The organism is Parabacteroides goldsteinii, assembly GCF_020091425.1.
GTDB lineage: Bacteria > Bacteroidota > Bacteroidia > Bacteroidales > Tannerellaceae > Parabacteroides > Parabacteroides goldsteinii.
Map to the genome: position 1 here is coordinate 281,086 of NZ_CP081906.1, position 14,361 is coordinate 295,446.

14 protein-coding genes are annotated in these 14,361 nt (G+C 38.5%); 5 read left to right on the forward strand and 9 right to left on the reverse strand.

The genetic code is table 11. From position 1 onward, the window contains the following. Positions 1–15: 15 nt before the first annotated feature. From K6V26_RS02105 to K6V26_RS02120, 4 genes are read left to right on the forward strand one after another with little or no spacing between them, the layout of a single operon-like run. Positions 16–1,032, forward strand: a complete 1,017-nt coding sequence (locus K6V26_RS02105; protein ID WP_224264480.1) for a DNA-binding protein — start codon at positions 16–18, stop codon at positions 1,030–1,032. After that, on the forward strand, positions 1,025–1,504 hold the full coding sequence (locus K6V26_RS02110) for a Fic family protein (RefSeq protein WP_224264481.1): 480 nt from the start codon (positions 1,025–1,027) through the stop codon (positions 1,502–1,504). The genes K6V26_RS02105 and K6V26_RS02110 overlap by 8 nt, the downstream gene beginning before the upstream one ends. Positions 1,505–1,506: 2 nt before the next feature. Then, the gene (locus K6V26_RS02115) at positions 1,507–2,004 is read left to right on the forward strand and encodes a hypothetical protein (protein ID WP_224264482.1); all 498 of its coding nucleotides are present in this window, start codon (positions 1,507–1,509) and stop codon (positions 2,002–2,004) included. A 16-nt stretch (positions 2,005–2,020) separates the two neighbouring features. Then, complete coding sequence (locus tag K6V26_RS02120; RefSeq protein WP_224264483.1) at positions 2,021–3,598, forward strand: restriction endonuclease subunit S; 1,578 nt, start codon at positions 2,021–2,023, stop codon at positions 3,596–3,598. On the opposite strand, the gene K6V26_RS02125 is transcribed toward K6V26_RS02120, so the two are convergent. Both K6V26_RS02125 and K6V26_RS02130 read right to left on the reverse strand, forming a co-directional pair. Then, positions 3,578–4,000: a restriction endonuclease subunit S gene (locus K6V26_RS02125; protein WP_240346932.1), complete on the reverse strand. Its 423-nt coding sequence runs from the start codon at positions 3,998–4,000 to the stop codon at positions 3,578–3,580. The genes K6V26_RS02120 and K6V26_RS02125 overlap by 21 nt on opposite strands. 62 nt (positions 4,001–4,062) lie before the next feature. Continuing rightward, positions 4,063–5,478: a restriction endonuclease subunit S gene (locus tag K6V26_RS02130; RefSeq protein WP_224264484.1), complete on the reverse strand. Its 1,416-nt coding sequence runs from the start codon at positions 5,476–5,478 to the stop codon at positions 4,063–4,065. A gap of 44 nt (positions 5,479–5,522) precedes the next feature. Between K6V26_RS02130 and K6V26_RS02135 the strand changes: the two genes are divergently transcribed. Continuing rightward, entirely contained in the window at positions 5,523–6,329 is an 807-nt protein-coding gene (locus tag K6V26_RS02135; RefSeq protein WP_224264485.1) for a tyrosine-type recombinase/integrase, read from the forward strand. Positions 6,330–6,369: 40 nt separating this feature from the next. On the opposite strand, the gene K6V26_RS02140 is transcribed toward K6V26_RS02135, so the two are convergent. The 7 genes from K6V26_RS02140 to K6V26_RS02170 form a co-directional block, all read right to left on the reverse strand. Beyond that, on the reverse strand, positions 6,370–6,948 hold the full coding sequence (locus tag K6V26_RS02140) for a hypothetical protein (protein ID WP_224264486.1): 579 nt from the start codon (positions 6,946–6,948) through the stop codon (positions 6,370–6,372). A 26-nt stretch (positions 6,949–6,974) separates the two neighbouring features. Beyond that, the gene (locus K6V26_RS02145) at positions 6,975–8,174 is read right to left on the reverse strand and encodes a relaxase/mobilization nuclease domain-containing protein (RefSeq protein ID WP_224264487.1); all 1,200 of its coding nucleotides are present in this window, start codon (positions 8,172–8,174) and stop codon (positions 6,975–6,977) included. Positions 8,175–8,178: 4 nt separating this feature from the next. Next, on the reverse strand, positions 8,179–8,553 hold the full coding sequence (locus K6V26_RS02150; protein WP_007563566.1) for a plasmid mobilization protein: 375 nt from the start codon (positions 8,551–8,553) through the stop codon (positions 8,179–8,181). Between the two features lie 293 nt (positions 8,554–8,846). Beyond that, the gene (locus K6V26_RS02155) at positions 8,847–9,866 is read right to left on the reverse strand and encodes a DUF6371 domain-containing protein (RefSeq protein WP_196033995.1); all 1,020 of its coding nucleotides are present in this window, start codon (positions 9,864–9,866) and stop codon (positions 8,847–8,849) included. Between the two features lie 114 nt (positions 9,867–9,980). Continuing rightward, positions 9,981–11,354 (reverse strand): DUF3987 domain-containing protein, encoded by a 1,374-nt coding sequence (locus K6V26_RS02160; protein WP_224264488.1) that lies wholly within the window; start codon positions 11,352–11,354, stop codon positions 9,981–9,983. Then, the gene (locus K6V26_RS02165; protein WP_224264489.1) at positions 11,354–11,713 is read right to left on the reverse strand and encodes a helix-turn-helix domain-containing protein; all 360 of its coding nucleotides are present in this window, start codon (positions 11,711–11,713) and stop codon (positions 11,354–11,356) included. The genes K6V26_RS02160 and K6V26_RS02165 overlap by 1 nt, the downstream gene beginning before the upstream one ends. 298 nt (positions 11,714–12,011) lie before the next feature. After that, positions 12,012–14,360: a PIN domain-containing protein gene (locus K6V26_RS02170; RefSeq protein ID WP_224264490.1), complete on the reverse strand. Its 2,349-nt coding sequence runs from the start codon at positions 14,358–14,360 to the stop codon at positions 12,012–12,014. Position 14,361 lies beyond the last annotated feature (1 nt).

Consider the following 14,361-nt stretch of genomic DNA (forward strand, 5'->3'; position numbering starts at 1 on the left):
TAATTGTAAAGTGATATGAAAGATTTGACCATCTCAAACATAGAAAGGCAGAATGTACTTAACAACCGTTTTGCTGTTAGTAAAGTACAGGAGCATCTTGACATTGAAGGAATGCTCTTTGAGGGCGAGTATCGCTTTACAAAAAAAATGGTTGCCGATTTCTACGAAGTAGAAGAACGAACCATAGAACGCTACTTGGAAAAACATTCCGATGAATTATCGGCTAATGGATATATTTTATGTAAGGGTAAATACCTGAAAGAGTTGAAATTACAATTTGCTCCCGTCATAAATGTCGGGAGCAAAACAACCCAGCTTGGACTGTTTAACTTCCGCTCATTCTTAGACATGGGTATGCTACTTACAGAGAGTGAGAAAGCTAAAAAAGTCCGTAGTCTTATCTTGGATTTTGTGATTACTACCATCAACGAAAAGACCGGAGGAGGAACAAAATATATAAATCGCAGGGATGTACATTATCTTCCTGCTGCAATTACAGAAGAAAACTATCGTAAAAATCTTACTTCTGCCATCAATCAATATGTAGACGGGCATCCCACATACAAATATCCTCAAATTACAGACTTTATATATAAGGCTGTATTCAAGGAGAATGCTAAGGAGTATCGGGAAGTATTGAAGTTGGATTCCAAAGACAATGTTCGACACACGCTGTATTCAGAGGTTTTATTGGTTATTTCTTCTTTTGAAAACGGTGTGGGCGCAGCTATCAGTGAACGATTTAAAGAAAATGGTGGCAGGTTGCTTACCATTGACGAAGTGGAGCGCATTGTAAACGAACTTGCCGAACACCCGATGCAGAAACCTTATCTGAATGATGCCAGGACCAAAATGGCTTCAAGGGATTTCAGTTTCCGGGATGCGTATCATGGTAATATAGCAGATTACCTGCAAGCTGTTACTCCTGAAGAGTTTGAACGATTCATCGGTGACCAGTCTATTGATTTTGACCGTATCTTAGCGGATAACAAAGATGTGCTTAAACGCTTAAAGCAGGCAGAAGATGAGTAAGGATATTATTTACATAGATTACGATGAAACCTTAAACATCTATGGCAAAATGATTGATGCCAGTGATGGCGGTTTTGAAGGAGTGCGTGATGAAGGGGGAATTCGTGCAGCATTGGATTTTGTGCAAAATGATTTATACTATCCAACCTTTGCTGATAAACTAACCTATCTGATGTATAGATTCTGTTCCGGGCATTTCTTTAATGATGGGAATAAGCGCATTGCGCTGACTTTGGGTGCTTACTTCTTACACAAGAATAATTATTATTGGCACGCTTGTATCTGTATGCGCACATTGGAATCTATCATTTATCACGTGGCTGCATCGAATATCGACCAAGACTTGCTGCTACGCATCGTCAATAGCTTTTTGACAAGTAAAGATTATGACGAGGAACTGAAAATAGATATTGCCAATGCCATGAGTAAGGGTGAATTAGGAATACAAGGCGAGGATTACGAACAAGATTAAATATGAAAACTATAAAGATTATATTATTTCTGTTCTGTGTCATTTTAGGACTCAACGCTAAAGCACAAACGGTAGGTTATACTTATAAAGCACTTGCAGCCGAAGGTTGCAATATGAAGTACAGTGTGGCTAAGCAAGATACCATTTATTCAATAGTAGCCACAGTGCGTTCAGACAGAATGAATTTCCTCGCTGAACCAACTATGAAAATTCGGACATTCGCAGGCAAATATCTTGAACTACGAGGAACTGTAATTGGTAATGGAAGCCAATCTGCAGGTATTATAAGTGGAAATATTGTAATTCCAATCACAGAAATAAGTTCTACAGCTCAATTTAGAATTACCCCACAACAGTTTGAAATATTGAATGAAGGTGTAGCGAAAATTCGTTTGTCTATGACACCTATAAATCATGAGCGTACCTTCAAAAAAGATAAGATAGGGAAAAAACTCTATCAGTTCTATCTTAAGGAAAAACAGAAAGACGAAAACTTCTAAATCAGTTAGAATTAAGATGAACGGAAAACAACTTAAAAACAGCATACTCAAGTGGGCGATACAGGGAAAACTTGTACCGCAAGACCCTAATGATGAACCGGCATCTGTACTTCTTGAACGCATCAGAGTCGAGAAAGCAAAGTTGGTTAAAGAAAAGAAAATCAAAAAGGACAAAAACGAATCAATCATTTACCGTGGTGAGGACAATTCCTATTATGAGAAGTTTATCGCTACAGGGGAAGTAAAGTGTATTGATGAGGAGATTCCGTTTGAGATACCGCAAGGGTGGGAATGGGAACGAGTTGGCAATATTTTTGAAACAACAAGTGGTGCTACACCATTAAGTAGAAATCCGGATTATTATAAAAATGGCAATATCAATTGGGTACGTACAACAGACTTGAACAATGGAATTTTGGATAAAACAGAAATACAAATAACTGCAAAAGCAACTACCGACTACAACCTTTCTGTTTTACCCCAAACCACAGTGTGTATTGCAATGTACGGTGGTGCTGGGACAATAGGCAAACACTGTATCTTGCATTTTGATACAACTATTAACCAATCTGTATGTGCCATCCAGCCTAATGGATTCTGTAATATGGATTACATCCATACTTTTATTGAATATCAAAGATCATATTGGATGAATTTTGCAGCAGGTTCAAGAAAGGATCCTAACATAAATCAACTCATTATTAAGCATTGCTTGTTACCTATTCCACCACAAGAAGAACAACTACGCATTGTTACAAAGCTAAATCAGTTATACCCATATATTAATCAATATGGAACTAGTCAAAATAAACTCAACCAAATAAATAAAGAAATATGGCATAGTTTTAAAAAATCCATTTTACAAGAAGCAATACAGGGTAAGTTAGTTCCTCAAATTGCAGAAGAAGATACAGCACAAAAGTTATTAGAGCTTATTAAAGCAGAGAAGCTGAAGTTTGTTAAGGAAGGCAAACTGAAGAAATCCGCCTTAACTGATTCTGTTATCTATAAAGGTGACGATAACAAGTATTATGAGCAGGTAGGCAATGAGGACATTGATATAACAGAAGAAATACCTTTTGACTTACCTGATAACTGGACTTGGGTTAGATTTGGTCAATATATAAGAATGTCTATCGGAAAGACACCACCACGAGGGGAAACCAAGTATTGGACGAATGGGAAATATCCTTGGGTTTCTATTTCAGATATGTCTGATTATGGATTGGTTACAACGACAAAAGAGTCCGTCTCAGAATGTGCTAGAAACTTATTTGGAAAAATATCTCCTGCCGGAACTTTAATAATGAGTTTTAAGTTAACGGTAGGCAGAACTTCTCTTTTAAATGTTTCGGCATATCATAATGAAGCAATTATATCCATATATCCTTTTGTAGATAAAAATTACCAAGCAAGAAATTATCTGTTTCACATTTTGCCGATTATATCTAATCTTGGCGATTCCAAAGACGCAATAAAAGGCAAGACATTAAATTCTAAGAGCTTGAATAATCTTTTATTGCCACTTCCGCCTCTTAAAGAGCAAGGGCGAATAGTGGCAATGATAGAATTATTATTTGATAAGTTGAAATAAATTATTTATTTGGTGCGCTATACGTTGCTGTTCAAATAATGGTGGAATACCAATGAGCAGGTTGTAAAATAACTCTTTATTGAGGTGCGGAATTGCCGCACCTCTTTTTGAATTTCTCAACTCCTCTTTGTAGAATAGAATAAAAGCCGAGACATAAGGCTTCCACATGACTGAAGAAAGCCAGAGTTGTTTGAACGTACTCCCCATATATCCATCTTGTGGAACAGTAAAAACTTCTCCTGAATTTTCACCATCTACAAGAATGATGTTGTCTCCGGCATAGACAAATTTTCCTTTTTCTACAATGGTTGCAGATGATTTTCCACGTAGGTATTTTGCATCCAAACAAACGCCTTTTCCGTTCCTCTTTTCACCGTCTATTAGTTGGCATATATCTTTCAACCGTAATACAGCCCAGCTATTGGGATATTCAAAAGGAAGCTCAATTTCAACGATTTGCCCATTTATCCTCTCATAATACTTGTTACAGCTTTAATTTTTTCAACGATTCGAGTTTGTTCCATTAAAGGAGGAATAGGGATTAAGTATCTGTTCAATCGCACCATTGTCAAGGTTGCCACTGTAGTTCCATCAGACTCTGACAAATATTGGTTTGTAAAAGCAAACGATTCAAAAAATAATTTCAAATAATACGGATTCAAGCGAAAAGGATTACCTATACATAAAACACTACCGTCCTTATAGTAGAAAGGATTCTTTGTCTCAACAACATAGGTCTTGCCAAGTGTCCCAACAGCCGTCATCATTAGGTCGCCAATTTGCGGAACTCCGCTTTTAGAAAATTCATCGTATAGCGATTGTTCTATAAACAAATCGTTATCAACATGACCACAATCAGCCATTTTACTAATTTCTCTTGCTCGATAAAAGGGGATTCCAGAAGTACGCCAATCTTTTTCGTGTACTCTTCGAGCAGACCAAATATTTAAGACACTCCCTATTCTACACCACTCCCAATTATTTGGTATTTCAAATGGTATTTCATCAGTAATATCCTGTTCTGTTTTACCATTCTTCTCGAAGTACTTGTTATCGTCACCTTTATAGATAACAGAATCGGTTAAAGCGGATTTCTTTAGCTTACTCTCCTTGATGAGCTGTGACTTTTCTTGCTGTATCTGTTCAAGTAACTCTTGGGCAGTGCCTTCTTCTGCTATTTGAGGAACTAATTTACCCTGTATCGCTTCTTGTAAAATGCTCTTTTTGAGAATGTCATTGAGCGAAGAGTTTAAGAGGTTTAGTTCATCTTGCACCTTATTATATTTTTCGACTACAAGAAATACTTCTTTAAGTTTCTTTGTAATTCGATTCTGTTCTGCTATAGGTGGTAATGGTACTAATAAACGTTTAAGTCTATTGGCTGATAATCCAGGCATAGCTGTTCCTACGGAAGCTAGATTATTACTCTCCTTTTGTAGATATATGAAGTAATATACATACTCACAAGTTCCATCAACAAGTGGTCTCAATCTATGAACATGATTTTGAAGACAAATATCATAATCTTCATTCCAAATGGCAGAACGACCATAGCCTGCACCACCTTCACAAACAAGCAAATCGCCTTTTGTAGCAGAGCAGTTTTTGCTCTCTTCCTCAGTAAAATTCATAACTTTTACATTATCAAGGACAAAATATCCCCAATAGAGATTGGAGGTAGTAATAAACTTCTCTGGTGTTCCTCCATTCTTGTTGCTACTACTTTGCTGTTTGCCACTTGTATGATTGAATATGTTACCTATCCGTGTCCATTCCCAAGAAGAAGGTATCTCAAACGGAATCTCCTCATCAATACACTTTACTTCCCCTGTAGCGATAAACTTCTCATAATAGGAACTCAATGAATTAGGCAATACCATACATTATTATGATAACGAATTGTTTAACTAATAATGTATCTGACATGAACATTGAAAATTTTGAAACGTATCTTCGTCAAGGGAATATGGCGGAGAACACAATTGCAGCTTATCTCTATGCCGTAAAAGAGTATTATTCCCGGCACAAAGAACTGAACAAACGCAATTTGCTTGTGTATAAAACCTATCTCATTGAGAAATTCAAGCCTAAGACAGTGAATCTCCGTATTCAGGCAATGAACAAGTATCTTGATTGCATGGGGAAGTCTCGTTTGAGATTAAAATCCGTCAAGGTACAACAGCGTAGTTATTTGGAAAATGTAATCAGTAATGCCGACTACGCTTTTCTGAAAAACAAACTAAAAAAGGAGGAAAATCAAGAATGGTATTTCGTAGTTCGTTTCCTCGCTGCAACAGGAGCAAGAGTCAGTGAACTAATCCAAATGAAGGTGGAACACGTGCAGATGGGTTATTTTGACATCTACACCAAAGGAGGCAAGATACGCCGTATCTATATTCCTAAGACTTTACGCAAGGAAGCCACAGAATGGCTTGGTAAAGCCAACCGTATAACCGGCTATCTTTTTCTTAACCGCTTCGGTGAACGTATCACTACCAGAGGGATTGCGCAACAGTTGAAGAACTACGCAACCAAATACGGATTGAATGAGAAAGTGGTTTACCCCCATTCATTCCGTCACCGCTTTGCCAAAAATTTCTTGGAGAAGTTCAACGATATTTCTCTACTTGCTGACCTGATGGGACATGAAAGCATTGAGACCACTCGCATTTATTTGAGGCGTAGCAGTGCCGAACAACAAGAGATTGTTGATAAGGTCATAACATGGTGATGTATTTGGAAGGTTGGTCAGCCCATCCTTCCAAATTCCTCTAAAAGAACTTCATATAAATTATCAATCCTCCCAGTGTCAAACAAAAATACGCATACAATATCCAGAATCCGACAATGGCACATTTGGCTATCCTGCCATTAAGAGAAAACGAAGTGTCAGATTTTACATATTTATAGACTTCTTTCCAGTGATTAGTATGAAGTGCCTTCAATTCTGTTATCTGCTTCTCAAATAAAGATTTTTCTGCCTCAATCAATCTATGGCGATATTCAGCAAGAACAGCCTTATCTTCATCGCTAAGTTTGACATTTATAACAGTATTCTCCGTCTGAATAATTGCATGGCAAATAGTATCAGAGATATTGTCAAATGCTTTTACAGCAGCATTGAGAACCTGTGCCGATTCTTCAAAAGTTAACACTGAAGCATCTACAAATGCTTTTATTTGTCTCAATTCTTGGATAACATCTTTGATGTCCTTAATCTGATTCGTGAGATTTACAAGCTCGGTTTCAAAATCAACACGATTTTCAATTTTGCTAATGTTATCATCACTATCTATGCTCTTGCTATCCTGCACAGGCAAAGAAGATTGGTCATATTTACTTTTACGCATGGTTATATGTGATTATAAATGAAATACTATCTACCCCTGCTACGTTTAATCGGTTTGCAGAGCCATTTTGCCATTTTTGCACAACGAACAGCCCAGTTACGCTCATCATCGTCCTTATCTTTACCCCATCCGCTACCGGGACTGCCACCACCTCCGCTTGAAGCCGCCATAGAAGTAGCAGCATCCAAATATCCGGCAAATAGTAAGGCGGCAACTTTGAATAAATTGGTCTGTTTGACTTCTTCATCAAGGCTTCCAAACTCTTCATCAAAGACAGACTTAACCATATCTGGTATATCAACCTCGAGTTGTTCTCCATCCACTGTTATGGAATAGTGGTAAATAGAAGGCTTTGATTGTGGCATCACCTCTTTATTATTATGCGCCATCGTTTGAGTACATACTTCCTTTGACTGAATTGCAGATTGTTTATCAGAAGCATGTAATCCCACCCAAGTCGCTTCAATTTTTGATGGCATCAATTTTCGACTTTTACCCAATATCGAGGATTTATAAATAGAGTTCCCTTTTCGTATAGCGTACCCTTTGACCACTTCCTTATCGTCCTTTATCAACTTAATATCGTACCCCTTAGCGTTTAACATTTGGCTATAAGTTTCCCAATCAAATTCTGGCATAGCTTTCAATATTGCGATGCAGTCTTCACTGATTTGCTGAATATTCTCATCACGACGTTGCACGGATTGCACCCAGCCACGTCTCTCATTGATGATGTTGGCAACATGAACGGCACGTTCACCAATATAATGCGCATCGTTTGTCTTGCCCATATTGTCTATGCGGTTAGCTACAATATGCAAGTGAGGGATGCCACTTTTGCTGTCGGTGTGTAACGAAACAACATACAGGCTATTTTTGATATTGGTCGGTTTAAGAAGACTATCTGGTTTGCCACATCTTCGGTCAATGCCGTCAAGTACTGCAATAAACTCATCCGCCAAATTCTGCCAATCCGTCATTGTCCATCCTGCCGATTCTTCTTTGGCTGGAGATATTTCAAAGCGCAGTGCGTTCAGCTTTATGGGCTTCGGATTATATCTGTCTTTCATACATTGATGCTGGTGTTGCATCATCCGTGACCACATAGCCAAAGGTTCTATATTTTCTGGCAAGTCATTCACCTTAACGAGCTGGGCTTTATCTTTTTCCATAGAATACTCAATGGCTCTTGCTCCATGAGAAATTGCCTTTCCTTGTGCTATCATAACTTCAAATTTGATTTATACTGTCTCGTATTTGTCCCCATCGGACAATAAGCCTATTTACTGCCTCTATCCAAGCACGCATATAATTCTCATCTCGGAAATATCGTTTTTTAATCTCATCAGGTTTACCTTTGAGTACATTCTGAATGCGGATAAGGTCGGCTCGTGCATCCGATAAAGAGTTCAATCCTTGTACTTCCTCGTCTGAAAGTCGTTTGTTTGGATGGTGATTTTGCAATAATTTTCGTCCGTAGTTACTAAGTGTCAGTCCACATTCGGCAGCTTTTTCTACTATCATTTCATACTCATTTTCAGTCAGACGAATGTCTATATGACGAGTACGAACACCCTGTTTTCCATTGTTTTGTTGTATATCCATAAGCGTTTATAACTGGAATTTATTAATAAAATGTTCTATCCATTGCGAGCCTGCGAGTAATGCAAGAAGCCTCCAAGACGACAAATGAGTGAAACCATTTTGTCGGACGGTGGTACTTCTTGCATAGAATACCCATTAAAAATGGGGCATTACATACCTTAATGCAAGCATTGTCTTTGTCCGAACTATGCCATTTGTCTGTCAACTTTAAGAGTGGCTATTGTCACCTATATCCATTTGGATAATCAATAGTTTTACTTTCCCCTTAGTTTGGCTTCTCCAAAAACACATCACTAACCGGAATCCACCAGTTCCAAATGCAAGCAGTCAATCAAAGTTTGTAGGTTTGGATTTCGCTTTATCATCTTTTGAAGTATCATCGCAGGTGTTTCAGTCATCAATAAGAAATCCGCAATATCAAGTCCGTTCTTGCGCTGTTCGTCTGTGGCGCATTGTTCCAAACTATCACTCAATACAACTTTAGAACATACGGAAGTGAGTAAAGCCATCTTGGTTTGCCAAACCTCTCTTGCACCCAAATCCGGGCATAGCATAACCGACCGACCTTTCAATACACTTACCACGTCAGACTTGAAGCATCCATGCATTCCACCTGTTGCCAACCATATAAATTCCGGCATATAATGGGTAGCTATCAAAGCGGATTTTTCGCTTTCCACAATAGCAACAGGTTTGGTCGGATTCTCAGATAACAGATGTTCTCCAAACAAACATTGCTTCAAATTGTAGTTTGGGAGATTCAGTTCTGTATGTACCCAACTAACATAACTTCTTGGCTCTTTTGTCCGATGTCCTGTTTCTGCATCATACAACATTATCTTCCCTGTTCGTACATTACCTTGCCAATCAATTTGCCAATAGACAGTAGAACCGCCCCACTTCTTTGATGTGCCAACATGATATAGTTGGAATATCCGAGAAGTCTCATCTTTACCCAACATCCCAGACAGGTAGATGTACAATGGATTCATACCGTAGTTAGTAAGAGTACGTTCCATTAGTTCTTTATCAATAAAAGAAGTGGGAGGTGGCAAGTATGGTTTGGATTTGCGAACTTCAACAAAACTATTCTTATTACTGTCCGCCAACATTGGATTATCATGAAAATAATCTGATGGGGTGTAATGGTATTGGCAAGATTGCTCATGGTCACATCTACCTACATAATCAGGAAAGGTTATTTCTCCTTGACTATCTATATACCTGACAAAGCATTGCTTCTTTCCACATTTCGGGCATGATTGCTTTGTACCTCGTTTATATTTTTGAAGAGAAAATCTATATTCAGTCATACTTCATCGTTTTGTTATTGCAGTTGTTGCAGTTTGCACTTTTTGCAGTTTTGCAGAAAGTTTATATGAGACAATGTGCAAACTGCAACAACTGCAAAGTGCAAAAGGGATCGTTTATTGCAGTTTCTCATATTCACCTCGCCTTACCTTCTTGATAATTTTATTTGTAGCAAGGTTAACTAATGAATACATTACCGACCGTTCAGACAGTCCCACTTCTTTCCCTGCTTGAAGAGCATCGGCAGTAGTAAAATTTGCGGAAAGACAATCAAGCAATTCTCTCTTTTGTGGTTCAACGCTCTCTCTCAACATATATTTCTGAATGTTGATATAACAGTTCTCAAAGTATTCACTCAATACAGTAGCTGATTTGGTTGAGTCTATATCCACAAAATCCTTGTGGACTTCATCACAAGCCCAACGAAGAATTTGCAAGACTAAAGCCAAACGAGCAGTAATCATAGGAGCCTTAATCACTCTGCTATCCACGAGTCCATCATCTTGGATTTGATTGACAGCTCGAATCGCCTCGTTACGCCAGTTTGTAAAATATGCTTTGGCTTCCGAAGAAAAGTCCAATATCTTTTGTGCTAACCCATTGTCTTCTGTCTCTGTAAAAGGTAAGCTAATTACCTTGTTAATGATAGATTCCCACATAGCAGAATATTTATCAAAAGATGCAGAGGATGAATCTTCATCTAATTGCCAATCAGAAATTTCTTGAGAAGATGGATATACAAAGATTATTCTATCTATCAATCCATTGTCTTTATAACCTTTCTCTATTAGTTCGTGCATACGAGTTGTTTGCATCGTACCGACTATATTTATAAAGGGGTGTTCAATATGGATGGGGACAGGAATACTACACCTTGAAATATCCAGCGGTTTTCCGCTGAAGGCGGTCAATAGTTGCTCAATAAGTTGTCCTTTACTATATTGATTCACGGCATTAAACATTCCCATGATTTCATCTACATATACCACGATACCTCGTTGATTATCATCAAGCGCACGCATTAAAGCCTCCGGAGTAAAATCGGATATGATAGTTCTTCGTAAAATAGGTTTGTCTGGTAGTGGAGAGGAGTTGTCTTTTTTAGCCTTGCTGTTTTCAACCAAGCTATTATAATGTTCCATATCCAATTTGAATTGTTTGATGATTTTAGCATCATGTTTTCGGATGGGACGGAATGCAAAATCCAAAGGTGGAGTTTTGCCCATTCCGGGACGACCTACCAATATCATATAAAGGGCAGAATTACTAATCCATCCACCACGAATACGGATATTGACAGCGTTGCCAATAGCGGTTGACACTGCCACCAAAAGAGAAGCCATCATGTACTCAATGGAATAATTTTCTTGCCGTGCTAAAGCCAATATCATATCTTGAATTTTGGCAGGAAAAGCATCCAAAGGAATCTTGCTTTCAAAGACCCCTTCAAATTCCATTCTGAGTGCATTGCATAAATTGGTTGAATCCATTAGAACCTGGTATTTCTTTTTGACTTTATGAATTGGGCGGCTTCATCCGCCAGTTCCTTCTGCGATTTCCGTTTGCCGGCATGAAGCCATGCGTCAATCTCCGATTTGAGAAACATGATACGCTTCCCTCTCTTATGAAACGGAATCTGGTAGCAACTCGTCCATCCGTAAACGGTCTGTTCCGCCGGATGGCTGGGTAGGTATTCGCACAGTTCTTTCAGGTTCATCCACTGGTCGGCAGGCCGTACTTGTGAAATGTTGTTCAGACTGTCAATCTTGGAATCAAGTTTATTGAGCTTGTCCATCATCCATGACATTGCCTTAGGCAAATCTTCAAATGTAATGTTCATGTCTTCCATATCGTTATCAGTTGATTTTGCTGCAAAGTAATGGCAAATTTCAATACTGATTTATGGATGGCAAATATCACATAAAGAAACATCAGCAGGTCATAAGAATCATAAACTATATGCACTGATTATCAGTGGATATAATGACAAATTCCATTATTAGATTTTTTCGTTTATGCCTCTCGACATAAGGGAATCATCATCGAATCATAAGGTTGTGAAGATAAAAATGTATAGAAACAGAAAGCCACCCACATGAAAGATGCAGATGGCTTACAGAATAGGAAATCAATGTCGCTTTCTATACTTAGCGTAAATTATTTTTTAGAAATTTCTTAAGCGAGATTGTAGTTATACCCAATAGCTTAGACTTAAGTTGTAGCCCATTGTCTGATGTAAGCATAATTGGATTCTGTTCTTTATACTTTAATGCGACTGATAATATCATATTGTCAGGTGAACGTTTATCAAAGTCATCTGGCAATAAAGAAGTATCTGCGAACTCGTATAAAATCTCATGCTGTGACTCATTATTAAGATTGCGTAAAGCCTTCTCCGCGTTTTGTTCTCGTTCTTCAGTTAATTTGAATTTCATCTTATCGAGCTCATCCGTCACCTTTGCAGACAAGATGATAGGATACTTTCTGTCAATCTTAGAAATAATATCGGCATAGTCCACAAAAACATTAGTATCAATGATATAATAGTTTTTCTTTGTTATACTTAATTCCTTCTTTTTCCGTTCAAATTGAGAAAGGTCAATTTTACCTACAACTCTCAACCCTATTGTGGAGGAGACCGTTGATACTGTTTTTTCTTCAGATATAGGTTGGACTATAGGGGCTGATGATTCTGACTCCTGCAAATTAGTTCTCCATACATTTGTTTTACCATCAAACTTATCACAATTATCTATAAACTGTAATACTGTAGGTGATACAGTGTGAAATTCGTTAAGAGGCATATCTGAAATAATGAGAGTCGTACTAAGCGAACGGCTTGTTGCTACATTAAAACGTCGATCTTCTAGTGCGAAACCCGGATTCCTTCCAGGAATGTATAGAATAGCATAATCAACAGTCATACCTTGGATTCTATCTATCGTTTCGATAGTGATATCCAGTTCAAGGTCAGACGTACAGAAACGTTTCTGCAGTTCCTTTACAGAATCTCTAAAAGGTGTTATGATAGCTAAAGAACGATCAGGATAAAATTTTTCCAGCTTTTCAATCACATCTCGTATAATAGCATCTGCTTTATCTGAATAAACTCCATTGCGGACATCTAGTGTACAATGGTAAAGTACACCGCCATCTTGTGGAAATAAGACACTATTCGCTTTGGTAAAATCTAAATAGTCTTGCTTCACAGACACAAAACGATTTCCGTAAAAGCATTTTGTAAGGGAGGCAGATCGACTCGTGAGACGGAAAGTGGTTACTATACGATAAGATTTTATCGATGTCCCCAGTGCCATAGACTTCAATCCTTCAACTTGTGTTGCCACATTCCACGAATTATATTGTGGATTGTTAAGTTTCACGATAGGTGGCAACTGCATAGGATCACCTACAATTAGGCAATCAATCCCCAACTGCTTAAACGCAACTATAGCCGTGAGAAAAGCCTGAGAAGCTTCTTCTATGACTACCAAATCGTATTGTGGCAAACCATACAGAGTCATCTTCTTTTCGCTAAAAACACTTGACAACTGATAGTTTGTCGCACAGAGCATTTCGCCACCAGGAACCTGCAAGTCGGCAGAGGCAGCTTTTACACCAGATACCTGTTTGCGTTCGTCAATAGAGAGATTTGTCTTGCTGACACGACCTTCCTTCACATACTTCTGCAAAGGCTTCTGCTTTATCAACTCGATAAGACCCTTGTTCGCCATGGTGGTGACGCAGACGGTTTTGCCAGCATCAAGATACGATGAAATCACAGAAGCGATGGTGTAACTCTTACCAGTTCCCGGAGGACCTTGTACGATACAACAATGTTCATTAGCGAGCGTGTCTATGATTGTGTCAGAAATGCCTGTTGGCTTCTGTTCATCAAATGCGAGTTCCTCGGGTGTCCATTCCTCATAATCTATAGTCGGTTCAAGGTTCAATTCATCGTTTGAAGAGAATGCATCCATATAGCTGGCAAGGTTGCGGAAATACTCTACAGGAGGAAATGGATTATGGACGATAAGTGAAAGACTTTTGCCATCAACCAACGCCTTTGACAAGATATCGTACAACTTAAAACTGAATCCAGAGCATGCAACATAGTCATAGTTGGAATCACCAGTATGAACATAGTACATTGGAGTCATGTCAGAACCAGGAGAATGAAAATCCTTATTGTCAACGAACTCATCCCAACGGCAGATCCACCCCGTAACGTGTTCACCTAATGCTTGCTTAGCACCTTTCTTAATTATGCACACGCCCTTCAGAACTTTCAAGCGTGGAGCCATACGACGAGGGCATTTGAGGATAATCATGCCTGTCTCATGCTGAATGGAATCAACATAAGCAAGCGATAATTCACCTGTCTTAAATAAGTTCCGCATCTGCGAGCGATTGATCTTTTGTTGCTCGTCGATAGCCTCTTTCACTTGGTCAGCAAAGAATGACTTATAGTTTGCAAGTTTGATATTGTCAATCATA

Excerpts from the sequence above, each read along its gene's own strand:
- K6V26_RS02105 (WP_224264480.1), top strand. The coding sequence starts at position 16 with ATGAAAGATTTGACCATCTCAAACATAGAAAGGCAGAATGTACTTAAC.
- K6V26_RS02110 (WP_224264481.1), top strand. The coding sequence starts at position 1,025 with ATGAGTAAGGATATTATTTACATAGATTACGATGAAACCTTAAACATC.
- K6V26_RS02115 (WP_224264482.1), top strand. The coding sequence starts at position 1,507 with ATGAAAACTATAAAGATTATATTATTTCTGTTCTGTGTCATTTTAGGA.
- K6V26_RS02120 (WP_224264483.1), top strand. The coding sequence starts at position 2,021 with ATGAACGGAAAACAACTTAAAAACAGCATACTCAAGTGGGCGATACAG.
- K6V26_RS02130 (WP_224264484.1), bottom strand. The coding sequence starts at position 5,478 with ATGGTATTGCCTAATTCATTGAGTTCCTATTATGAGAAGTTTATCGCT.
- K6V26_RS02135 (WP_224264485.1), top strand. The coding sequence starts at position 5,523 with ATGAACATTGAAAATTTTGAAACGTATCTTCGTCAAGGGAATATGGCG.
- K6V26_RS02140 (WP_224264486.1), bottom strand. The coding sequence starts at position 6,948 with ATGCGTAAAAGTAAATATGACCAATCTTCTTTGCCTGTGCAGGATAGC.
- K6V26_RS02145 (WP_224264487.1), bottom strand. The coding sequence starts at position 8,174 with ATGATAGCACAAGGAAAGGCAATTTCTCATGGAGCAAGAGCCATTGAG.
- K6V26_RS02150 (WP_007563566.1), bottom strand. The coding sequence starts at position 8,553 with ATGGATATACAACAAAACAATGGAAAACAGGGTGTTCGTACTCGTCAT.
- K6V26_RS02155 (WP_196033995.1), bottom strand. The coding sequence starts at position 9,866 with ATGACTGAATATAGATTTTCTCTTCAAAAATATAAACGAGGTACAAAG.
- K6V26_RS02160 (WP_224264488.1), bottom strand. The coding sequence starts at position 11,354 with ATGGATTCAACCAATTTATGCAATGCACTCAGAATGGAATTTGAAGGG.
- K6V26_RS02165 (WP_224264489.1), bottom strand. The coding sequence starts at position 11,713 with ATGGAAGACATGAACATTACATTTGAAGATTTGCCTAAGGCAATGTCA.
- K6V26_RS02170 (WP_224264490.1), bottom strand. The coding sequence starts at position 14,360 with ATGATTGACAATATCAAACTTGCAAACTATAAGTCATTCTTTGCTGAC.